General features: G+C 67.8%; 22 protein-coding genes. 17 read left to right on the top strand and 5 right to left on the bottom strand.

Going from position 1 to position 20,984, the window contains the following annotated elements; all coding sequences use genetic code 11:
• The first annotated feature begins 95 nt into the window (after positions 1-95).
• The gene (locus tag GL279_RS09015) at positions 96-668 is read left to right on the top strand and encodes a YqgE/AlgH family protein (protein WP_343039763.1); all 573 of its coding nucleotides are present in this window, start codon (positions 96-98) and stop codon (positions 666-668) included.
• An 89-nt stretch (positions 669-757) separates the two neighbouring features.
• On the opposite strand, the gene GL279_RS09010 is transcribed toward GL279_RS09015, so the two are convergent.
• The gene (locus GL279_RS09010; RefSeq protein ID WP_155064300.1) at positions 758-1,708 is read right to left on the bottom strand and encodes an L-threonylcarbamoyladenylate synthase; all 951 of its coding nucleotides are present in this window, start codon (positions 1,706-1,708) and stop codon (positions 758-760) included.
• A gap of 119 nt (positions 1,709-1,827) precedes the next feature.
• On the opposite strand from GL279_RS09010, the gene GL279_RS09005 reads away from it, so the two are divergent.
• The 4 genes from GL279_RS09005 to GL279_RS08990 are packed head-to-tail and all read left to right on the top strand — an operon-like array spanning position 1,828 to position 5,413.
• Positions 1,828-3,519 (top strand): acyl-CoA dehydrogenase family protein, encoded by a 1,692-nt coding sequence (locus GL279_RS09005; RefSeq protein ID WP_155064299.1) that lies wholly within the window; start codon positions 1,828-1,830, stop codon positions 3,517-3,519.
• Positions 3,516-4,541, top strand: coding sequence for an MBL fold metallo-hydrolase (locus tag GL279_RS09000; RefSeq protein ID WP_343039759.1), 1,026 nt, complete (start codon positions 3,516-3,518; stop codon positions 4,539-4,541). The genes GL279_RS09005 and GL279_RS09000 overlap by 4 nt, the downstream gene beginning before the upstream one ends.
• 57 nt (positions 4,542-4,598) lie before the next feature.
• On the top strand, positions 4,599-4,751 hold the full coding sequence (locus GL279_RS08995; protein WP_155064298.1) for an aa3-type cytochrome c oxidase subunit IV: 153 nt from the start codon (positions 4,599-4,601) through the stop codon (positions 4,749-4,751).
• Positions 4,752-4,765: 14 nt separating this feature from the next.
• Positions 4,766-5,413, top strand: coding sequence for a hypothetical protein (locus GL279_RS08990; RefSeq protein WP_155064297.1), 648 nt, complete (start codon positions 4,766-4,768; stop codon positions 5,411-5,413).
• A gap of 9 nt (positions 5,414-5,422) precedes the next feature.
• Here the strand turns inward: GL279_RS08990 and GL279_RS08985 are convergent, their stop codons facing one another.
• On the bottom strand, positions 5,423-5,749 hold the full coding sequence (locus GL279_RS08985) for an AzlD domain-containing protein (RefSeq protein ID WP_155064296.1): 327 nt from the start codon (positions 5,747-5,749) through the stop codon (positions 5,423-5,425).
• On the bottom strand, positions 5,746-6,549 hold the full coding sequence (locus tag GL279_RS08980; RefSeq protein WP_155064295.1) for an AzlC family ABC transporter permease: 804 nt from the start codon (positions 6,547-6,549) through the stop codon (positions 5,746-5,748). Before GL279_RS08980 ends, GL279_RS08985 begins: the two co-directional genes overlap by 4 nt.
• Positions 6,550-6,630: 81 nt before the next feature.
• Between GL279_RS08980 and GL279_RS08975 the strand changes: the two genes are divergently transcribed.
• The gene (locus tag GL279_RS08975) at positions 6,631-7,266 is read left to right on the top strand and encodes a GNAT family N-acetyltransferase (protein ID WP_246175257.1); all 636 of its coding nucleotides are present in this window, start codon (positions 6,631-6,633) and stop codon (positions 7,264-7,266) included.
• On the opposite strand, the gene GL279_RS08970 is transcribed toward GL279_RS08975, so the two are convergent.
• A complete protein-coding gene (locus GL279_RS08970) occupies positions 7,263-8,336 on the bottom strand; it encodes a hypothetical protein (RefSeq protein WP_155064293.1) in 1,074 nt (357 codons plus the stop codon). The genes GL279_RS08975 and GL279_RS08970 overlap by 4 nt on opposite strands.
• A gap of 9 nt (positions 8,337-8,345) precedes the next feature.
• Positions 8,346-8,816, bottom strand: a complete 471-nt coding sequence (gene greA, locus GL279_RS08965; protein WP_170293943.1) for a transcription elongation factor GreA — start codon at positions 8,814-8,816, stop codon at positions 8,346-8,348.
• Between the two features lie 289 nt (positions 8,817-9,105).
• Here greA and GL279_RS08960 point away from each other — a divergent pair, with 289 nt between their 5' ends.
• The 11 genes from GL279_RS08960 to gyrB all read left to right on the top strand — a co-directional run bounded on the left by GL279_RS08960 (position 9,106) and on the right by gyrB (position 20,943).
• Positions 9,106-10,752, top strand: coding sequence for an electron transfer flavoprotein-ubiquinone oxidoreductase (locus tag GL279_RS08960; RefSeq protein ID WP_155064292.1), 1,647 nt, complete (start codon positions 9,106-9,108; stop codon positions 10,750-10,752).
• A 95-nt stretch (positions 10,753-10,847) separates the two neighbouring features.
• A complete protein-coding gene (locus tag GL279_RS08955; RefSeq protein WP_343039758.1) occupies positions 10,848-12,731 on the top strand; it encodes a tetratricopeptide repeat protein in 1,884 nt (627 codons plus the stop codon).
• The gene (locus tag GL279_RS08950; protein ID WP_343039762.1) at positions 12,731-13,549 is read left to right on the top strand and encodes a 4-(cytidine 5'-diphospho)-2-C-methyl-D-erythritol kinase; all 819 of its coding nucleotides are present in this window, start codon (positions 12,731-12,733) and stop codon (positions 13,547-13,549) included. The genes GL279_RS08955 and GL279_RS08950 overlap by 1 nt, the downstream gene beginning before the upstream one ends.
• Before the next feature lie 28 nt (positions 13,550-13,577).
• Positions 13,578-14,312, top strand: coding sequence for a pyridoxine 5'-phosphate synthase (locus tag GL279_RS08945; protein WP_155064290.1), 735 nt, complete (start codon positions 13,578-13,580; stop codon positions 14,310-14,312).
• Positions 14,312-15,067, top strand: a complete 756-nt coding sequence (locus GL279_RS08940; RefSeq protein ID WP_155064289.1) for a hypothetical protein — start codon at positions 14,312-14,314, stop codon at positions 15,065-15,067. The genes GL279_RS08945 and GL279_RS08940 overlap by 1 nt, the downstream gene beginning before the upstream one ends.
• On the top strand, positions 15,064-15,486 hold the full coding sequence (gene acpS / locus GL279_RS08935) for a holo-ACP synthase (RefSeq protein WP_155064288.1): 423 nt from the start codon (positions 15,064-15,066) through the stop codon (positions 15,484-15,486). Before GL279_RS08940 ends, acpS begins: the two co-directional genes overlap by 4 nt.
• Positions 15,487-15,540: 54 nt before the next feature.
• Entirely contained in the window at positions 15,541-16,332 is a 792-nt protein-coding gene (gene lepB / locus GL279_RS08930) for a signal peptidase I (protein ID WP_155064287.1), read from the top strand.
• A 42-nt stretch (positions 16,333-16,374) separates the two neighbouring features.
• Positions 16,375-17,064 (top strand): ribonuclease III, encoded by a 690-nt coding sequence (rnc, locus tag GL279_RS08925; protein WP_155064286.1) that lies wholly within the window; start codon positions 16,375-16,377, stop codon positions 17,062-17,064.
• Entirely contained in the window at positions 17,061-17,972 is a 912-nt protein-coding gene (era, locus tag GL279_RS08920; protein ID WP_155064285.1) for a GTPase Era, read from the top strand. Before rnc ends, era begins: the two co-directional genes overlap by 4 nt.
• A complete protein-coding gene (locus GL279_RS08915; protein WP_155064284.1) occupies positions 17,965-18,300 on the top strand; it encodes a DUF1491 family protein in 336 nt (111 codons plus the stop codon). The genes era and GL279_RS08915 overlap by 8 nt, the downstream gene beginning before the upstream one ends.
• Positions 18,301-18,504: 204 nt before the next feature.
• Complete coding sequence (gyrB, locus tag GL279_RS08910) at positions 18,505-20,943, top strand: DNA topoisomerase (ATP-hydrolyzing) subunit B (protein ID WP_155064283.1); 2,439 nt, start codon at positions 18,505-18,507, stop codon at positions 20,941-20,943.
• Positions 20,944-20,984 lie beyond the last annotated feature (41 nt).

The following is a 20,984-nucleotide window of genomic DNA, read 5'->3' as shown; positions in this document are numbered from 1 at the left end:
CCGGCGTCCGGCATGGGGTGAAGTCACAAAACCGGCAGGCTCTTGCGAAATCGCCCGGCAGCGCCGATCTTTGTGCAAAAGAACAGGAGCGGATGGTGGAGTCGTCGAGCAACCTTACCGGAAAGATGCTGATCGCCATGCCCGGGATGCGCGATCCGCGTTTCGAGCATTCGGTCATTCTGGTCTGTGCACATTCCGAAGAGGGTGCCATGGGGCTGGTGGTCAACCGGCCCCTGCCCGACGTGGACTTCAGCGACCTGCTGACGCAGCTGGGCATCGACGCGAGCGATGCGGCGCTGGACATCCCGGTGCGCTTTGGCGGCCCGGTCGAGCCGGGGCGGGGGTTCGTGCTGCATCGCGTGCCCGAGGGCGGCGAGGTCGACGAGACGCGGATGCGGATCGGCGAGAATCTGGCCATGTCGACCACCCGCGACATCCTTGAAGATTACGCCCGCGGCATGGGCCCGCAGCCGGCGGTGCTGGCGCTGGGTTATGCCGGCTGGGGGCCGGGGCAGTTGGACAACGAGATCTTAGAAAACGGCTGGCTGACCAGCGAGCGGCTGGACGAGATCATCTTTGGCGCCGACAATCCCGGCAAATGGCGTGCGGCCCTGAAGGGCATGGGCATCGACCCCCTGGTGCTGTCCCCGAGCGCCGGGCATGCCTGAGGCGGGATCGGCGAGGTTGGGTTGCAGGGGGGCTCTGCCCCCGTCCTGCGGACTCCCCCGGGGTATTTGGGAAATGATGAAAGCCGGGCCTAACGGGGCGCGGCGGCGCGGCGCAGGCGGTCGTTGATCGCGGCGCCAAGCCCGGTTTCGGGCACCGGCGCCACGGCGATGGGCCGGCCCTGATCGTCAGCGCGGTGCAGCAGGTCGAAGAGCCGCGCGGCGGCCTCGGCGAGATCGCCGCTGTCGCTGAGGGTCATGTCGCCCTTGATCGGGCCGAAACCGATCAACAGCTCGCCCGGGCGGGCGCTGTCGGCCTGCAGCCGCAGGCTGGCGCGCGGGGCGTAATGGCTGATCAGCTGGCCGGGCGCGGTCGGGGCGTCGGGATCGGCGTGATGGCTGGCCAAGGGGCGGTCCAGCACCGCCTCAAGCCGCTCGGCGGCGATGCCGCCCGGGCGCAGCAGCACCGGCGCGCCATCCTGCCAGCCAAGGATGGTCGATTCGACGCCCACGGCACAGGGCCCGGCATCGAGCACCGCCGCAATGCGCCCGCCAAGGCCGGTTTCGGGATCGGCGACATGGCCCGCCGTGGTCGGGCTGATCCGCCCCGAGGGATTGGCCGAAGGCGCCGCCAGCGGTCCGTCGAAGCACCGCAGCAGCGCCTGCGCCGCCGGATGCGCCGGCACCCGGATCGCCACCGTATCGAGCCCCGCCGTCACCAGCCCGGCGATCCCCGATCCCGGCCGCAGCGGCAGCACCATGGTCAGCGCGCCGGGCCAGAAGGCCGCCGCCAGCGCCAGCGCCGGCGCGTCGAAGACGGCGTAGCGTTCGGCCGTGGTCAGGTCGGGCACATGCACGATCAGCGGGTTGAAGCTGGGCCGGCCCTTGGCCGCATAGATCGCCGCGACCGCGCGGGCGTCGCGCGCATCGCCGGCCAGACCATAGACCGTTTCCGTCGGCATCGCGACTAGCGCGCCCTGCGCCAGCCAGCGCGCCGCCTCGGCAAGGCCCTGATCATCCGGGGCTAAGATCCGTGTCTGCATCACCGTCAGCCGTTACGTCGGGTTCGTATTGAAGGCGCAACCCGCGCCCATATGATAGTCTGAGGGAGCACTATGCGTCATCAACCGCTTTGCCAAGGCGGAACCCGAGGGAGAGATCATTGACCTATCGCGCACCTGTCGAGCAGATCAGTTTCATCCTCAACCGCGTGGTGGCCTTTGCGCAGTTGGCGCAGACCGAGCGTTTCGCCGAGGCGACCCCCGAGATGGTCGAAGCGATCCTGACCGAGGCCGGCAGGCTGGCCAACGAGGTCATCGCCCCGGTCAACCGCAATGGCGATCTGGAACCGGCGCGGCTGGAGAACGGCAGCCTGCGATCCTCGCCCGGCTTTGCCGAGGCGTTCCGGGCCCTGGCCGAGGGCGGCTGGATCGGCATTGCCGCCAGCCCCGAACATGGCGGCATGGGCCTGCCGCAGGCGCTGAACATGGCGGTGAACGAGATGGTCGCCTCGGGCTGTCTGGCGCTGCAATTGAACCCGATGCTGACGCAGGGCCAGATCGAGGCGCTGGAGCATCACGGCAGCGCCGAGCTGCGCGAGCTTTACCTGCCCAAGCTGATCTCGGGCGAATGGTCGGGCACGATGAACCTGACCGAACCCGGCGCCGGTTCGGACGTGGGCGCGCTGACCACCCGGGCCGAGCCGGACGGCGACGGCACCTATCGGGTGACCGGGCAAAAGATCTTTATCACCTGGGGCGACAGCGACGTGACGGCGAATGTCTGCCATCTGGTGCTGGCGCGCCTGCCGGGCAGCCCCGCCGGCACGCGCGGCATCAGCCTGTTCATGGTGCCGAAATACCTGCCCGATGCCGAGGGCCAGCCCGGCGCGGCCAACAGCCTGCGCACCGTCAGTCTGGAGCACAAGCTGGGCATCCACGGCTCTCCGACCTGCGTGATGAGCTTTGAGGGGGCCCGCGGCTGGCTGGTCGGTCAGGAAAACAAGGGCATGGCAGCCATGTTCACCATGATGAACGCCGCGCGGCTGGGCGTGGGCGTGCAGGGCGTGGCCCAGGCCGAGGCGGCGCTGCAAAAGGCCACCGCCTATGCCGCCGAGCGCGTGCAAATGGGACCGATCATCCAGCATCCCGACGTGCGCCGGATGCTGGCGGAATCGCGGGCCGAGGTCTTTGCCGCGCGGGCGATCTGTCTGGCCTGCGCCGTGGCGCTGGACATGGCGCGGGCGACCGGCGGCGCCGATTGGGCGGCGCGCGCCGCGCTGCTGACCCCGATCGCCAAGGCGCATGGCACCGATGTCGGCAGCCGCGTGGCCGACATCGCCCTGCAAGTGCATGGCGGCATGGGCTATATCGAGGAGACCGGCGCGGCGCAGTATCTGCGCGACGTGCGCATCACCCAGATCTACGAAGGCACCAACGGCATTCAGGCCATGGATCTGGTCGGCCGCAAGCTGGCCGATGACGGCGCCGCCGCCATGGCGCTGCTGGACGAGATACTGGACGGCGCCAAGGCGGCACAATCCTCCCAGCCCGCGATGGCCCATCAGCTGTGGCAGGCCACCGAATTTCTGCGCGAGACCACGCTGGAGCTGCTGGCCAAACCCCTGCCCGACCGCTTTGCCGGCGCGGCGCCCTATCTGTCGGCCTTTGCGCGGCTGCTGGGCGCGCATTTCCACCTGCGCGCGGCGGTGGCGGATGGCTCGGCCTGCCTTGCGCGGATCTATTTCTCGCGGGTGCTGGCGCGCAACACGGCCGATCTTGCCATCGCGCTTGTCGGGGGCGCCGATCTGGATGCGCTGGAGGATGGGCTGCTCGCGGGCCGGATGGCCGGGTGATCCGCACCGAGACCCATAACCTGCCGGCCGAGGGCGAGGCGCATGAGATCGCGCCGGGCGTGCTGTGGATCCGCATGCCCCTGCCCTTCAAGCCGGATTTCGTGAATTGCTACGCCCTGCGCGAAGGGGCAGGCTGGGCGCTGGTCGATACCGGCATCGACACGCCGCGCAGCCGCGCGATCTGGGAGGCGTTGCTGGCCGGGCCGCTGGGCGGCCTGCCGGTTGAGCGGGTGCTGGCCACGCATCACCATCTGGACCATATGGGGCTGGCCGGCTGGTTCCAAAGCCGGCATGGCGCCGGGCTGATGACCTCGCGCACCGCATGGCTGATGGCGCGCATGTCGATCCTTGATGTGCAGGACCGGCCGACGCCGCAGGCCATCGCCTTCTGGACGCAGGCCGGGATGCCGGCCGAGATGATCGCCGAGCGCGCCGGCGAGCGGCCCTTCAACATGTCGGACCTGTCCGCGCCGCTGCCACCCGGCTATCACCGGCTGGCCGAGGGCGATGTGATCACCCTGGGGGACCGGCGCTGGGACGTCCGCATGGGCGAGGGCCATGCGCCCGAACATGTCACGCTGTGGTCCCAAGACGACGGGCTGGTGATCGGCGGCGACCAGCTTCTGGCCTCGATTTCGCCCAATCTGGGGGTCTATCCCAACGAGCCCGGCGCCGATACGGTCGGCGGCTGGCTGCAGAGCTGCCGCGCCCTGCAACCCCATGCCCGGCCCGAGCAACTGGTGCTGCCCGGGCATAAATCACCCTATCGCGGGTTGCCGACCCGGCTGGCACAGTTGATCGACAACCAGCAGGCCGCGCTGGAGCGGCTGGTGCGCGGCCTGCAAAACGGCCCGCGCACCACCGTCGGCTGCTTTGCACTGCTGTATCGGCGCGAGATCTCGAAACCCGAGTTCGGGCTGGCGCTGGCCGAGGCACAGGGCCACGTCAACCACCTTGGCGCCACGGGCCGGCTGTGGCCGGTGGGACAAACCGCCGAAGGGGCCACCCTTTGGGGGGCGTGACAGGGGCCGGGGCTTGGGCTATCCAAGGGGGGAACGGCGCAGATACAGGAACAGCCCATGGCCTCGCATCACGAAGTGACCGATTACAAGCACGGCGAAATGGACATCCGTGACCACCAGAAGACCTTTGCCGGCTTCATCAAGGCATCGACCTGGGTGGCGGGTCTGTCCATTGCGGTGCTGATCTTCATGGCGCTTGCCAACAGCTGATCCGGGGTCATCCGATGCAAAGACGTGCGTTTCTCGCGCTGGCGCTGCCAGCCGCGCTGGCGGCCTGCGGGGCCGACAATATCTGGGCCAGCGACGACGCGATCCGCAAGGCGCGCTATGTCTCGCCCGAGCCGCCCTCGATCGGGCTCCTGACCGTCATCGGCATTCCGCGCGGCGAAGGCGGGCATTCGGCGCTGATCATCAACGGCAGCCAGCGGGTGATCTATGACCCGGCCGGCAGCTGGAATCACCCGGCGATCCCGGAACGCCATGACGTGCTTTACGGCATCACCCCGAACTTCAAGAACTTCTACATCGATTACCACGCGCGTGAGACCTATTGGGTCGCCGAGGACACCATTCAGGTGCCGCTGGCCGTGGCCGATGCCGCCATCCGTTCGGCCGAACAGCAGGGCGCCACGAACAAAAGCTTCTGCGCCGTCTCGACCGGCAAGGTGCTGCGCCGCGTGCCGGGGTTCGAGGGTGCGCCGACCGGGTTTTCGCCGCTGAACCTGCGCCGCTGGTTCCTGACCCTGCCCGGCGTGGTCAGCAAGAAGCACATGGACGGCGATCCGGCCAACAACCACAACGTGCTGCTGCGCCAGAAGAACGGCGTGATCGAGGGTTATGGCGCCGACGGACGCCTGCACGCCCAGAACTGAACCTGAAGGTCAGCCGAGCAGCCACAACATGGCAAACAGGCTGGCCATCCCTGACAGGATCGCCGAAAGCACATTGCGCGTGACGAGGCCCACCAGCACCGTCACCGCAGCCGCCACCAGCCGCGCCGGATCGGGTTGCCCGCCCGTCGCCGCCGGCCACAGCGTCAGCGGCGCAAGGATCGCGGGCAAGACCCCCACCGCCGTATAGCGCAGCGCCCGCGTAGCCCATGCCGGGATCGCCCGTCGGCCCAGCGCGCCCAGAAACGACCAGCGGATCAGATAGGTGCCCAGACCCACCGTCAGGATCACCACCCAGATCCTTGCGTCAAAGCTCATGCCCCGGCCCCCCTGCGCGCCTTGCGCGCCTCCACCAGCATCTCGACCGCGACGCCGGTCGCCATGGCCAGCGGCGCGGCCAGCAGCACCCCCAGCCCCGAGGGCAGGCCGCTGAACGCCAGCGACGCGAGCACCGCCACCGTCGCCGCCGCGACATGCGCGAAGCTGCGCAGCATCGGCGCGATCATGGCCAGAAAGGTGATCGGCAGCGCGAAATCCAGCGCCCAGCTTTCCGGGATCGCCCGGCCCAGCGTGAAGCCCACCGCCGAGGCCAGAAACCACGGGATGCAGCAGCTGATCGAGGTGCCAAAGAAATAGGCCAGCCGCTGGTCCAGCCGCAGCCGGGGGTTGGCCTCGTAATGCTGCACCGACAGGGCATAGGTCTGGTCGATCAGCGTATAGGCCAGCAGCGCCTTTTGCCTTGGCGCGGCACCACCCAGCCAAGGCACCAGCGCGGCGGAATACATCGCCATGCGCAGGTTCACCACCAGCGCCGACAGGATGACGATGACCAGCGGCGCATGATCCGATATCAGCTGCAGCGCGGTGAATTGCGAGGCCCCCGCCAGCACCAGCACCGAAAAGCCCAAGACCTGCGCCAGATCCAGCCCGGCCTCGTTCGCAAGCACTCCGAACAGCATGCCAAAGGGCACCAGCACCAGCACGAAGGGCAGCGCCTGCACAACGCCATGGCGCAGGCATTGCGCCGGGCTGCGGGCCAGAACGCGCGCCTGTTCGGGCGTCAATGCGGCCGCATCGCCGGCGGCGGCCGGCGCTGAAATCGGGGATCTGCGGGTCATGGTGAAAGCGGCGGAGCCTGTCGTATGATGTTACGCGCCAGATTGGCCAATGCCGTGGCGCGGTGCAAGAGAGGCGCGGATTTGACCGCAAACTGGATCATTCGCAAGGGCGTGCCACCGGCTTTGGCCGGCGCGGCGGCGCGGCTGTACTGGCGCAGCTTCGGGGCCGATCTTTGCCCCTGCGCGCTGGATCCCCGGCGCGGCGCAGCGCTGGTCAGGGCGCTGATGCAACCTGACCGTGCGCTGATCGCCATCGGTGCCTCGGGCGGGGTCTTGGGCATCGCCGGGCTGCGCGGGTCGCGCGGGGGTTTTCTGGAACTGTCCCCCGGCGCCTGTCGGCAGGTGCTTGGCCCGTGGTGGGGCCGGCTGGCGCTGGCCATGGCCAACCTGCATCGCGGCGGCGAAACCGCCGATCTGGTGCTGGATGGGGTGGCAGTGCGGCGCGGCTGGCAGCGTCAGGGCATCGCGCGGGCGCTGGCCGATGCCGCCGGGGCCGAGGCCCTTCGTCTGGGCTATCCCGGCCTGCGCGCCGAGGTGGCGGCGCAGAATGTCACGGCACTGGCGGCGTGGCAGGCGCTGGGGTTCCAGCCGCAGGGCCGCCAACGGCTGGGCTGGGTCTGGGCCGCGCCAGCTTGGGTCTTGCGCCGCCCGGCCCTGTCGCCGGCACAGGCACCGTCACTGGTGCAAGGCCCAGCGGCCCCCTTGATCCGGGCCTAGGCCTCGCCCGGCGCGGGTTGGCGCGGCGCGGGCTCGCTGCCCTCGGCGACCGGATCGGCGGCATGGGGTTCGTCCGCCCCATCGGTTGCGGTCTCGGCCTCGCTGCCCTCGGTGCCGATGCCATCAACCTCGGGCGCGGTCCCGGCAGGCTGCGGCGCCTCGGGGCCGCCGATGATGCCGGTCACCTGCGCCAGCAGGATGAAGGCGCGGCCGCTGCGGGTCTCGGCCAGCACGGCCAGCACGTTCGGATCGTCGATCTGCGCCCGCTCGGCCAGCATGCGGTCGAACTGGCGCAGGAAGTGATGCGCCACATCGCGAAACACCTCGTCCGAGGCGATCATCTCGGCCGCCGTGCCAAGGGCTGCGGCGTCATCGACCACCGCCAGCCCGGCAACAGCCGCACCTCGCTCGCCCGCGCTGAAGCGTTGCCACAGCGCCGGGTCGGTCTCGGGGACATGCAGGTCGTCCATATAGATGCCGCGCCCCGCCAGCAGGGTCACGACATCCTGCGCCGCACGGATCAGCCGGGCCAGCGACGGCTCGGCCAAGGCCAGACGCAGGCAGCGGATCGCCTCGCGGTCATCGGGGCCGTCGGGAAAGTTCAGCGCGAAATACATCTCGGTCGGCGTCAGCTCGGGCGCCGGGGCCGTTTCGGCAGGCGCCGGACGGGCGGGCTGCGCGGCGGTAGGGGGGGCTGCGCGGCGTGCGGGCGCAAGGCCGCGAGATCCGGCGGGGTCCGGGACCGGGGCGGTGCCCGAGGGGGCGGCGCGCGCCGGGGCCGGGCCGCCGCGCATCTCGTCAAGCATTTCGCGCAGCATCTCGGCCTCCTGGCGCAGCACCAAGAGGGCCTGCGCCGACCAGACGCCCAGCCAGATCAGGCCCAGCGGCAACAACAGCCACAGCGCCCGGACCAGCCATGCCAGCAGGCCACCGGAATATTGCGAGGGCATCAGCCATGACGCCAGCAGCGCCAGAGCCAGCCAGACCACGCTGGCTATGATACCGAGCATCGTCAGGCTGGCGTGACTCTGTCGGGCGAGGGTATCTTGCAGTTGCTGCTTGGGGTTCATCCGCCTCTCCTAGACGTAGCGGATCGAGATGATTTCGTAGGACTTGCCGCCGCCGGGGGTGACCACCTCGACGCTGTCGCCCTCGTCCTTGCCGATCAGGGCACGGGCAAGGGGGGCGCGGATGTTCAGCAGGCCACGTTCCAGATCGGCCTCGGATTCGCCGACGATCTGATAGGTGCGCTCTTCCTCGGTGTCCTCGTCGAGCAGGGTGACGGTGGCGCCGAACTTGATGCTGCCCGACAGTTTCGCGGGGTCGATGACCTCGGCGCGCGAGATCAGCGCTTCCAGTTCCTTGATCCGGCCCTCGACAAAGCTCTGCTTTTCGCGGGCGGCGTGATATTCGGCGTTTTCGGACAGGTCGCCATGCTCGCGCGCCTCGGCGATGGCGCGGATCACCGCCGGCCGATCAACCGAGCGCAGCTCGCGCAGTTCCTCGTCCAGCTGGTTATACCCCGCGCGGGTCATCGGTATCTTTTCCATTCCGGTCCTTCCGCCGCCCCTTTGACGGCCTCAATCTGCGCAATGCCCAATCTGCGCAATGCAAGGTGTTGGAACGCCCCCGAACCATGGGCCGGGGGCGTTCGCTGAAAACTTGAGCCCCATGGTGGCGCGATTACCCCAGCGATTCAAGACCCGCCGTCACCGAACCCGGCCCCTGCCGCGAAAGCGTCGTTTCCGAGCAATGAGAGGTCGCCTTCCCATTGCCGTAAAAACCGTAACGCGATAGGTCTGACCCCCGAACAAGAGCTAGGATGCAGGGGGCCAAGCCATGTCGGAAACGACCCGCGAGTCGATGGAATATGATGTCGTGATCGTCGGCGGTGGCCCCAGTGGCCTGTCTGCGGCGATCCGGCTGAAACAGATCAACCCCGAATTGTCGGTTGTGCTGCTGGAAAAAGGCAGCGAGATCGGCGCGCATATCCTGTCGGGCGCGGTGCTGGACACCTCGGGTCTGGACAAGCTGATCCCCGACTGGAAGGAAAAGGGCGCGCCCATCGAGACCGAGGTGCATGAGGACAATTTCTATGTCCTCGGGCCGCATGGCCATATGCGCGTGCCGAACTGGCCGATGCCGCCGCTGATGTCGAACCACGGCAAATATATCGTGTCGATGGGCAATGTCTGCCGCTGGCTGGCCGAACAGGCCGAGGCGCTGGAAGTGGAAATTTTCCCCGGCATGGCCTGTTCGCAACTGGTCTATGAGGGCGACCGTGTGGTCGGCGTGGTCGCGGGCGAGATGGGTCTGGAAGCCGACGGCACCCCCGGCCCCGGCTACGAGCCGGGCATGGAGCTGCGCGGCAAATATGTCTTCATCGCCGAGGGCGTGCGCGGATCGCTGGCCAAGGAACTGATCGGCAAATACGACCTGTCGAAAGGCCACGAGCCGCAGAAATTCGGCCTTGGCATGAAAGAGATCTGGGAGATCCCCGCCGAGAAGGCCAAGCCCGGCACCGTTACCCACACCATGGGCTGGCCCTTGGGCAGCAATGCCGGCGGCGGCAGCTTCATCTATCATCTGGGCGGCAATCAGGTGCTGGTCGGCTTTGTCGTCCACCTGAACTACAAGAACCCCTATCTGTATCCCTACATGGAATTCCAGCGCTTCAAGCACCATCCGCTGGTCGCAGAACTGCTGGAGGGCGGCAAGCGCGTGGCTTACGGCGCGCGGGCAATTTCCGAGGGCGGCTTCCAGTCGATCCCGAAAATGACCGTGCCGGGCGCGATGCTGCTGGGCTGCTCGGCGGGGCTCGTGAACGTGCCGCGCATCAAGGGCAACCACAACGCGATGCTCTCGGGCATCGCGGCCGCCGAAGCGGCGGCAGCCGCCATCGCCGAAGGTCGCGAGGGCGACGAACTGACCAATTACGAGGCCGAGGTGCGCGACGGCGCCATCGGTAAAGACCTGAAGCCCGTGCGCAACGTCAAGCCGATCTGGTCCAAGCTGGGCCTGTGGCCGTCGCTGGCCTTGGGCGGCTTTGACATGTGGGTGGCGAACCTGACCGGCTGGAACCCGCTGGGCACGTGGAAACACGGCAAGACCGACGCGGCATCGACCGGCAAGGCCGCCGATTACCAGCCGATCGACTATCCGAAGCCCGACGGCAAACTGTCCTTCGACCGGCTGACCAACGTGGCGTTTTCCTTTACCAACCACGAGGAAAGCCAGCCCTGCCACCTGCGGCTGAAGGATGCCTCGGTGCCGATCCGGGTCAACCTGCCCGAATATGCCGAACCCGCGCAGCGCTATTGCCCGGCCGGCGTCTATGAGGTGCTGGAAACCCCCGAGGGACCCAAGTTCCAGATCAACTTCCAGAACTGCGTCCATTGCAAGACCTGCGACATCAAGGATCCGTCGCAGAACATCAACTGGACCACGCCGCAGGGCGGCGACGGGCCGAATTACCCGAATATGTGATCGGTCGGGGCAATGCCGGTTTACCCCCGGCGTTGCCCTGCGACCAAGGGACGGCTAGGGTCGCCGTCACTACCCGCCAAGTGATAGGCCCGCCCGTGACGACAAGACTGATCCCGCTGGCGCTGATCGCGCTGACCGCCGCGCCCCTGCTGCCGCCGGCAGCTTTGGCCAATCCGCAGCTGGCGCAGCAGGCACCGCGTCCCAAGCCCGCCCGCAGCGCGCCCCCCGCCTCGGACATGCCAGCCCCCGAGACGCCCGCCAAGGCTCCGGCACCCGAGGCCCCGGCGATGAACGGGCTGGCCGGCCCCTATCTGGCGGCGCGTCAGGCGGTGCTGGGCAATGACTATCCCAGCGCTGCGGATTATTTCCTGCAGGCGCTGACGCAGGATGACACCGATCCCTTCTTGCAGGATTCCGCCCTGCTGTCGCTGATCTCGGCCGGCGAGATGGAGCGCGCGGGCGCCCTGTCGGTCACCATGGCCGAACAGGGCCGCGCGACCGAGCTGGCGCAGCTGATGCGCCGTTCGGAACTGGCACGTGCCGGGCGCTGGCAGGATCTGGTCAATGCCATCGACAGCACGCCCCCGAATGCCGGCGATCAGGCCTTGGGCGATACGCCCGGCGGCCCGGTGCTGATGGACAAGATGCTGCGGGCATGGGCGCTTTTGGGTGCGGGCAATGCCCGGCAGGCGCTGTCGGCCTTTGAAGAGCTGGGCAAGGTGCGCGGCGCGCGCTCGATGGTGAATTATCATCTGGCGCTGGCCAAGGCCACGGTCGGCGATTACGAGGGCGCCGAAAAGCTGCTGGCCGATCCGCAGACCGGGGCGCATCTGCTGGGCGTGATCGCGCGGGCGCAGATCCTGTCGCAGCTGGAGCGCAACAAGGACGCCATCGCCATGCTTGAGGCGGTGCCGGGCTTTGCCGAGGAACCGCAGCTTGTCGCGCTGCGCGACCGCATGCGCGCCGGCGAGACCCTGCCCTTTGACTCGATCAAATCGCCCGCCGATGGCATGGCGCAGGTGTTCCTGACCTTTGCCAGCGCGCTGTCCAGCGGCGACGAGCCTGACCCGCTGGCGCTGATCTATGCCCGGCTGGCCAGCTATCTGTCGCCGCAACTGGGCGAGGCGCATCTGCTGAATGCGCAGCTGTTGCAGGATTTCGGCCAGTTCGATCTGGCCGAGGCGGAATTCGACGCGTTGCGCGATCTGGGCGACATGCGCCCGGTGGCGGAACTGGCGCGCATCGACGCGCTGTCGCGGGCCGACCGGCTGAACGATGCCGAAAAGGCGGCGCTGGCACTGACCGCCGAACATCCCGAACTGGCGCAAGGCTGGATCGCGCTTGGCGATCTTCTGCGCCAACAGGACAAGTTCAGTCAGGCGATCCCGGCCTATGACAAGGCGCTGTCGCTGATCGGGCCCAAGGGCGGCACGGCGCGCTGGTTCCCGCTTTATGCGCGCGGCATCGCGCTGGAGCGCAGCGGCCAGTTCGCCAAGGCCGAGACCGATTTCCGCGAGGCGCTGAAGCTGCGCCCGGATTCGGCGCAGGTGCTGAACTATCTGGGTTACAGTCTGGTCGACCGCAACGAGAAGCTGGACGAGGCGCTGCGCCTGATCCAGCGCGCCGTCGATCTGCGCCCGGACGATGGCTATATCCTCGACTCGCTGGCCTGGGTCTATTACCGGCTGGGCCGCTACCCGCAGGCGGTGGCGCCGATGGAGCGCGCCGTTTCGGCCATGGCCTCGGACCCGCTGGTCAACGACCATATGGGCGACATCTACTGGATGGTCGGCCGCCACCGCGAGGCCGAGATCCAGTGGCACCGCGCCCTGTCGCTGAAACCCGCGACCGAGGCCGCCGCCAACCGCATCCGCGCCAAACTTGACCGGGGGCTGGACGCCGTTCTGGCCGAGGAAAAGGCCAAGGGCGGCACGCCCCCCGAGCCGGTGCCCGCACCGCCGGCGACCGACAAGCCGTGATCCGCAGCGAAAGGGCTGCGGCCAAGCTGAACCTGACGCTGCATGTCACCGGCCGCCGTGCCGATGGCTATCACCTGCTGGATTCGCTGGTGGTGTTTCTGGACATCGGCGACCGGGTGACGGTCGCGCCGGGGCCGCTGTCGCTGGCCATCACCGGGCCCTTCGCCGCCGGTCTGGACAACGGGCCGGACAATCTGTGCCTGCGCGCCGCTCGGCTGGCCGGGCGCGAGGTGGCGATCACGCTGGAAAAGAACCTGCCCATCGCCTCGGGCATCGGTGGCGGCTCGGCCGATGCGGCTGCGGTGCTGCGCGCGCTGGACGCCCGACCCGATCATCCTGAAAGCCTTGGCGCCGATGTGCCGGTCTGCCTTGAAAGCCAGCCGATGCGGATGCGCGGTCTGGGCGAGATCCTGACGCCGTTGCCGCCGCTGCCGCCGTTGCATCTGGTGCTGGTCAATCCGGGCGCGGGCCTGTCCACGCCCAGCGTCTTCAAGGCCTTGGCGCGGAGGGACAATCCCGCCATGCCCGAGGTGCTGCCCGATTTCCCCGACACAGCCGCGCTGGTCGACTTCGTCGCCGCCTGCCGCAACGATCTGCAGGAACCGGCGCTGGCGCTGATGCCGGGGATCGCCGATTGCCTTGCCGCGCTGACGGACAGCGGCGCGTGGCTGTCGCGGCTGTCGGGCTCGGGTGCGACATGTTTCGGCATCTATGCCGATGCCGAGGCCGCGCGGGCGGCGCAGGCGCGCATCGCCGCCGCGCATCCGGGCTGGTGGGTCACCGCATCGGGACTCGCGCCCGCGCGCGCGACGGTCTAGACCTGCGACATTCTTGCGGGAGGGAACCATGCTTCGCTTGGGCGTCAACATCGACCATGTCGCCACCATCCGTAACGCACGCGGCACGCCATGGCCCGATCCGGTGCGCGCCGCGGCCCTCGCCGAAGAGGCCGGTGCCGATGGCATCACCGCGCATCTGCGCGAGGATCGCCGGCATATCTCGGATGCCGATATCGACCATCTGATGGCGGCGCTGCGGCTGCCGTTGAATCTGGAAATGGCCGCCACCGCCGAGATGCAGGCCATCGCCCTGCGCCATCGCCCGCATGCCGTCTGCATCGTGCCGGAAAAGCGCGAGGAGCGCACCACCGAGGGCGGTCTGGACGTGGCGGGCAATCCCGGTCTGGCCGATTTCATCGCGCCGCTCGCCGAGGCGGGCTGCCGGGTGTCGCTGTTCATCGGCCATGAGCCGCGCCAGATCGAGGCCGCCGCCCGCGCCGGCGCCGCCGTGGTCGAGCTGCACACCGGCGCCTATTGCGATTTCGACACCGAGCGCCGCCTGGCCGAGCGCGATGCCGAACTGGCGGCTTTGGCACGCGGGGCCGCGCTCGCGCATGATCTGGGGCTTGAGGTGCATGCGGGCCACGGCCTGACCTATGACACCGTGGCGCCCATCGCCGCCCTGCCGCAGATCCGCGAGCTGAACATCGGCCATTTCCTGATTGCCGAGTCGGTCTTTGTCGGGCTTGACCATGCCATCCGCGAGATGCGCAGCCGCATGGATCAGGCCCGCGGCGGCTGATGCGTTTCCTGCTACGCACCCTTGGCGGGCTGTGGTCGCTGCTGATGATCCTGCTGACGCTGGCATCGCTGGCGCTGTCGGTGGCGATGACGATTTTCCCCGCCGTTCTGGGGGCGGTGGCGACCGGGGTCGAGGCGATGACCGGGCGCAAGACCGTGGTGACGCAGGCGCGGGCGCGCGAAACCCGGCTGCTTTCCGAACTGGAGGCCGAGCGCGTGGCGCGCCGCACCGAGACGGCCGCCCTGCGCCGCGAACTGGCCGAACATGCCGTGCCCTATCGCGGCACCCGCGTCGCCATGCGCGAGGCGGTGCATGACACCGCGGAACGGGTGGCTCGCCGCAGCTCGGTCGCGGCAGGGCGCACGCTGGGCTCGACGGTGGGCGAGGCGCTGCCGGTGGTGGGCGTGGGCGTGATCGTCGCCGCCACCGCATGGGAACTGCGCGACAGCTGCGAACTGATGAAGGACATGCGGGCGCTGGACGCGGCCTTCAATCCCGACGATCCGGTCAGTGAGGACGAGATCTGCGGGTTGAAGCCACCCACCCGCGACGAGGTCTGGCAGGCGGTCAGGAACAGCCCCGGAGCGGCATGGGATTCGGCGCGCGGGCTTTACGGCGAACTGCCGGAAATCTCGCTTTCGGCCAGCTACGACTGGACGCTGGCGCGGCTCTCGGGGATATGGGACTGGTCTGGCGACGACGTGGCAGCCCCTGACCTCGCCGCACCCCCGCCCAAAGGAGGCACCCCCGAATGATCCTGGGCATCGGCAGCGACCTGGCCAATATCGACCGCATCGCCGGCGTGCTGGCGCGCCATGGCGACCGCTTTCGCAACCGGGTCTTTACCGAGACCGAACTGGCGCTGGCCCGGCGGCGCAAGCTGGAGGCCGCGACGCTGGCCAAACGCTGGGCCGCCAAGGAGGCCTGCTCCAAGGCGCTCGGGACCGGGCTTGCCATGGGCATCTCGTGGCGCGACATGGCGGTCCGCAACCTGCCCGGCGGCCAGCCGACCATGCAGCTGACCGGCTGGGCGGCGGAACGGCTGGCGGCGATGACGCCCGCCGGCCATGTCGCGCGGGTGCATGTCACGCTGACCGACGATCACCCCTGGGCGCAGGCCTTTGTCGTCATCGAGGCGCTGCCCGAGCCGGCCGGGACCGGCACTACCGCTTGACTTTCAGACCCCGCGCGCCCCATGAACGCGCGACTTTCGCAGGAAGGAACGGCCATGGCCAAACGCGACGCCCGCAAGGATGGGGGCATCTGGGAAACCGTCAAGACCATCTTCTGGGCGCTGTTGATCGCAGGCGTGTTCCGCACGCTGTTCTTCCAGCCGTTCTGGATCCCCTCGGGCAGCATGAAGGACACGCTGCTGATCGGCGATTTCCTGTTCGTGAACAAGATGGCCTACGGCTATTCAGCGGTGTCCTGCCCGTTTGGCCTGTGCCCGATCACCGGCCGCATCCTCGGCTCGGAACCGCAGCGCGGCGATGTGGTGGTGTTCCGCCATCCGACGCGCGGCGATGATTTCATCAAGCGGCTGATCGGCCTGCCCGGCGACCGCATCCAGATGAAGAACGGCACCCTTTACATCAACGGCGAGGCCGCCCCGCAGGTGCCCGCCGGAGAGTTCACCGAGGCGCAAGAGCCGCAGGGCCCGCAAGGCAGCCTGCCCTGCCCCGCGCCGATCCGCGAAGCGCAGGACGGGCAATGCGTCGCCGAACGCTATACCGAGACCCTGCCCGGCGGGGTCAGCCATGACGTGCTGAACCTGACCGACAACGGTCCGGGCGATAACACGCCGGAATTCACCGTGCCCGAGGGGAATTATTTCTTCATGGGTGACAACCGCGACAATTCTGGCGACTCGCGCTGGCCGGCCTCGGCGGGCGGCGTGGGCATGGTGCCGGCGCAGTATCTGATCGGCCGCGCCGACCGGATCATGTTCTCATCGGCCGGCAAGTCGCTGCTGTATTTCTGGACCTGGCGCCCGGACCGCTTCTTCAAGTCCGTGGACTGAGAGAGATTGCCGCGACCGTATCGGTCGTGGCAGAATTGAGACATGAAGATTTCCGCCGAACTGAGCGCCTTTTCCCTACGGCTGGGCCATGAATTTGCCCGGCCCGAACTGCTGGTGCGGGCGCTGACGCATGGCTCGATCTCGACCGCGACGCGGCCCGACAACCAGCGGCTGGAGTTTCTGGGCGACCGGGTTCTGGGCCTGACCATGGCCGAGGCGTTGTTTTCGGCCGACCGCGCCGCGACCGAGGGCCAGCTGGCGCCGCGCTACAACGCGCTGGTCAAGGGCGAGACCTGCGCCGCCGTCGCGCGCGAGCTGGGTCTGGGCGATGTGCTGAAGCTCGGCCGCTCGGAAATGATGTCGGGCGGGCGCCGGAAAGAGGCGCTGCTGGCCGACGCGCTGGAGGCGGTGCTGGCCGCCGTCTATCTGGACGCCGGCTTCGAGGCGGCGCGCGCCGTCATCCTGCGGCATTGGGCCAGCCGGCTGGACAGCGTCGATGACGATGCCCGCGACGCCAAGACCGCGTTGCAGGAATGGGCGCAGGCCAAGGGCATGAGCCCGCCGCGCTATGTGCAGACCTCGCGTTCGGGGCCTGACCATGCACCGGAATTCGAGATTGCCGTCCGGCTGGACAGCGGCCAGGAGGCCACCGCCAGCGGCAAGGGCACCAAACGCAGCATCGAGCAGGCCGCCGCTCAGGCCCTGCTGGATCAGATCGAAAGCGAGACATGACCGAAACACGCGCGGGCTTCGTCGCCCTGATCGGCGAGCCGAATGCCGGGAAATCCACCCTGCTGAACCAGATGGTCGGGGCCAAGGTCTCGATCGTGACGCATAAGGTGCAGACCACCCGCGCCCGCATCCGCGGCATCGCCATCGAGGGCAATGCGCAGGTGGTGTTCGTCGATACGCCCGGCATCTTTCGCCCGCGTCGCCGGCTGGACCGGTCGATGGTCAAGGCGGCCTGGGGGGGTGCGGCGGATGCCGATGTCATCCTGTTCCTGATCGAGGCGCATCGTGGCCTGACCGACGGGGCGCGGGCCATCATCGACAACCTGCGCGAACATGCCGGCAAGACCCCGGTGGCGCTGGTCATCAACAAGATCGACCGCGTCAAGGCCGAGGTGCTGCTGGAGCTGTCGCAAAAGGTCAACGAAACCTTCCAGTTCGCCCGCACCTTCATGATCTCGGCCGAAAAGGGCTATGGCTGCAACGACCTGATGGAGTGGCTGGCCGCCGAAGTTCCCGCCGGCCCCTGGCTTTACCCCGAGGATCAGGTGGCCGACCTGCCGATGCGCATGATCGCCGCCGAGATCACCCGCGAAAAGCTGACCCTTCGCCTGCATGAGGAAATCCCCTATCAGTTGACGGTGGAAACCGAGCGCTGGGAAGAAAAGAAGGACGGCTCGGCCCGCGTCGACCAGATCGTCTATGTCGCGCGCCCCGGCCACAAGGGCATCGTTCTGGGCAAGGGCGGCGAGACCATCAAGGCCGTGGGTCAGGCCGCCCGCGCCGAGCTGGCCGAATTCATGGGCCGGCCGGTGCATCTGTTCCTGCAGGTCAAGGTGCGCGAGAACTGGCTGGACGAGGCCGAGCGTTATAACGAGATGGGTCTGGATTTCCGCGACGGCGATGCCTGAGGCAAGACTGGCGGCGGGGATCTGGGTTGCGGCCTATCTGCGGCGGCTGTCGCTGGCCGATATCCCGGCCTATGTCACCCGCCATGGCGACGACACCGCCGGCAGCATCATGGTAAAATGCGCCACTCTGGACGGGCGAGCCGAGCTTTGGGTGCGCGAATGGGATCTGGAGAGTGACCGGCGGCTGTGGGTCCGGCTGGACGCGGCGCCCGAGCGCGAGATCGACGCCCGCATCGCCCGCGATGCCGCCCGCGACCCCGACCTGTGGGTGATCGAGATCGAAAGCCGCGACGGCTCGACCTTGCTGGATCAGGACGGGCTGAACTGAGGCGCCACGCAGGTTTCGCCGTTGCGATTGGGTATTTGGGAAACGGTGAAAGCTGCGATGTCAGGCGCTGGCTTCACGGTCCGGTGCGGGTGCGGGCGGATGCGGGTGAAACGCCCGGCGTTTCCCCTAAATCTTGTGGCTTTCCCGTGACATTCCCCGGCATTGCCCCTATAAGATGTGAGCCCAAGGCAGGATAAGAATACGATGAACGACCCCGCCCCCCAGCCCTCTGAATACGGCGCCGATTCCATCAAGGTTCTCAAGGGCCTGGAAGCTGTGCGCAAGCGTCCCGGCATGTATATCGGCGACACGGACGATGGCTCGGGTCTGCATCACATGGTCTATGAGGTCGTGGACAACGGCATCGACGAGGCTTTGGCCGGTCATGCCGATTTCGTGCGCGTCAAGATCCATGCCGATAGCAGCGTTTCGGTCCGCGACAACGGGCGCGGGATCCCGGTGGACATGCACCCGAGCGAGGGGGTTTCGGCGGCCGAGGTCATCATGACCCAGCTGCATGCCGGCGGCAAATTCGACCAGAACAGCTACAAGGTCTCGGGCGGGTTGCACGGCGTCGGGGTGTCGGTGGTGAACGCGCTGTCGGACTGGCTGGAGCTGCGCGTCTGGCGCAATGGCAAGGAACATTACGCCCGTTTCGAGCATGGCGATACCGTCGAGCATCTGCGCGTGGTGGGCGATGCCGAGCCCGGCGAAAAGGGCACCGAGGTGCGGTTTCTGGCCTCGTCCAAGGAGGACAGCGCCGAGGGCACCTTCTCGAACCGGGATTTCGTCTACAAGACGCTGGAGAACCGGCTGCGGGAACTGGCGTTCCTGAACTCTGGCGTGCGCATCATTCTGGAGGACGAGCGTCCGGCCGAGCCTTTGCGCACCGAGCTGTTTTATGAAGGCGGCGTGCGGGAATTCGTGAAGTTCATCGACCGGTCCAAGACGCCGGTGATGGCGGACCCGATCTTTATCCAGGGCGAGAAGAACGGCATCGGCGTCGAAGTCGCGATGTGGTGGAACGACAGCTACCACGAAACCGTGCTGCCCTTTACCAACAACATCCCGCAGCGCGATGGCGGCACGCATCTGGCGGGCTTTCGCGGCGCGCTGACCCGTGTGATCAACACCTATGCCCAGACCAGCGGCATCGCGAAAAAGGAAAAGGTCGACTTCACCGGCGACGACGCGCGCGAAGGGCTGACCTGCGTGCTGTCGGTCAAGGTGCCCGATCCCAAGTTTTCCAGCCAGACCAAGGACAAGCTGGTGTCCAGCGAGGTGCGCCCGGCCGTCGAGGGGCTGGTCAACGAAAAGCTGGCCGAGTGGTTCGAGGAGAACCCCGCTGAGGCCCGTCAGATCGTCGGCAAGATCATCGAGGCGGCGCTGGCGCGCGAGGCGGCGCGCAAGGCGCGCGAGCTGACCCGGCGCAAAACCGCGATGGACGTGGCCAGCCTGCCCGGCAAACTGGCCGACTGTCAGGAAAAGGATCCTGCGCTGTCGGAACTGTTCATCGTCGAGGGCGACTCGGCCGGCGGTTCTGCCAAGCAGGGCCGCTCGCGCCAGAACCAGGCGGTGCTGCCCCTGCGCGGCAAGATCCTGAACGTCGAGCGGGCGCGCTTCGACCGCATGCTGTCCAGCGATCAGGTCGGCACGCTGATCACCGCGCTGGGGACCGGCATCGGGCGGGACGAGTTCAACCTGAACAAGCTGCGTTACCACAAGATCGTCATCATGACCGATGCCGACGTGGACGGCGCGCATATCCGCACGCTTTTGCTGACCTTCTTCTTCCGGCAGATGCCCGAGCTGATCGAGGCGGGGCATCTCTATATCGCGCAGCCGCCGCTCTATAAGGTCGCGCGCGGGCGGTCCGAGGTTTACCTGAAGGACGAGGCGGCGCTGGAAGATTACCTGATCGAGCAGGGCATCGAAGGCGCCACGCTGCGGCTGGGCAATGGCCACAGCATCGCCGGCGCCGATCTGGCGCGCGTGGTCGATGAGGCCCGCGCCGCCCGGCGCATCCTGCGCGCCTATCCGACGCATTACCCGCCCCATATCACCGAACAGGCCGCCATCGCCGGCGCGCTGGTCCCGGGCCGGGTCGATGCCGATGCGCAGGGCGTGGCCTCGGCCGTGGCGGCACGGCTGGACATGATCGCCGAGGAATACGAACGCGGCTGGTCGGGCCGGCCGACGCAGGATGCCGGCATCCGCCTGACCCGGCTGCTGCGCGGGGTCGAAGAAAGCCGCACGCTGGACGGGCCGATGCTGCGCAGCGGCGAAAGCCGGCGACTCGGTTCCATCACCCCTGCCCTGCAGGAAATTTATGCAGATACCGCGCATCTGGTGCGCAAAGATCGCGGCATCCCGATCCACGGCCCGCTGAGCCTGCTGCAAGCGATCTTCCTTGAGGGGGAAAAGGGGCTTTCCCTGCAGCGTTACAAGGGCTTGGGCGAGATGAACCCCGAGCAGCTGTGGGAAACCACTCTGGATCCTGCCGCCCGCACCATGCTGCAAGTGCGAATCGAGGATGTGAGCGAAGCTGACGATATTTTCACCAAACTGATGGGGGATGTCGTCGAGCCGCGCCGTGATTTCATTCAGCAAAATGCGCTGAGCGTGGAAAATCTGGATATCTGAGATCTGAACTCTTGCGTTCACAAGCTGGTCTCGGCAAGTTG

Source organism: Paracoccus limosus, assembly GCF_009711185.1.
Classification (GTDB): domain Bacteria; phylum Pseudomonadota; class Alphaproteobacteria; order Rhodobacterales; family Rhodobacteraceae; genus Paracoccus; species Paracoccus limosus.
The sequence above is the reverse complement of the archived record's forward strand: the minus strand, read 5'-3'. Positions and strand labels throughout refer to the sequence as shown.

Coding starts and splice junctions, on each gene's coding strand:
- GL279_RS08940 (WP_155064289.1), top strand. CDS start 14,312: ATGCGTTTCCTGCTACGCACCCTTGGCGGGCTGTGGTCGCTGCTGATG.
- acpS (WP_155064288.1), top strand. CDS start 15,064: ATGATCCTGGGCATCGGCAGCGACCTGGCCAATATCGACCGCATCGCC.
- era (WP_155064285.1), top strand. CDS start 17,061: ATGACCGAAACACGCGCGGGCTTCGTCGCCCTGATCGGCGAGCCGAAT.
- GL279_RS08980 (WP_155064295.1), bottom strand. CDS start 6,549: ATGACCCGCAGATCCCCGATTTCAGCGCCGGCCGCCGCCGGCGATGCG.
- GL279_RS08985 (WP_155064296.1), bottom strand. CDS start 5,749: ATGAGCTTTGACGCAAGGATCTGGGTGGTGATCCTGACGGTGGGTCTG.
- GL279_RS09010 (WP_155064300.1), bottom strand. CDS start 1,708: ATGCAGACACGGATCTTAGCCCCGGATGATCAGGGCCTTGCCGAGGCG.
- greA (WP_170293943.1), bottom strand. CDS start 8,816: ATGGAAAAGATACCGATGACCCGCGCGGGGTATAACCAGCTGGACGAG.
- lepB (WP_155064287.1), top strand. CDS start 15,541: ATGGCCAAACGCGACGCCCGCAAGGATGGGGGCATCTGGGAAACCGTC.
- GL279_RS08970 (WP_155064293.1), bottom strand. CDS start 8,336: ATGAACCCCAAGCAGCAACTGCAAGATACCCTCGCCCGACAGAGTCAC.
- GL279_RS08995 (WP_155064298.1), top strand. CDS start 4,599: ATGGCCTCGCATCACGAAGTGACCGATTACAAGCACGGCGAAATGGAC.
- gyrB (WP_155064283.1), top strand. CDS start 18,505: ATGAACGACCCCGCCCCCCAGCCCTCTGAATACGGCGCCGATTCCATC.
- GL279_RS08945 (WP_155064290.1), top strand. CDS start 13,578: ATGCTTCGCTTGGGCGTCAACATCGACCATGTCGCCACCATCCGTAAC.
- GL279_RS08990 (WP_155064297.1), top strand. CDS start 4,766: ATGCAAAGACGTGCGTTTCTCGCGCTGGCGCTGCCAGCCGCGCTGGCG.
- rnc (WP_155064286.1), top strand. CDS start 16,375: ATGAAGATTTCCGCCGAACTGAGCGCCTTTTCCCTACGGCTGGGCCAT.
- GL279_RS08915 (WP_155064284.1), top strand. CDS start 17,965: ATGCCTGAGGCAAGACTGGCGGCGGGGATCTGGGTTGCGGCCTATCTG.
- GL279_RS08960 (WP_155064292.1), top strand. CDS start 9,106: ATGTCGGAAACGACCCGCGAGTCGATGGAATATGATGTCGTGATCGTC.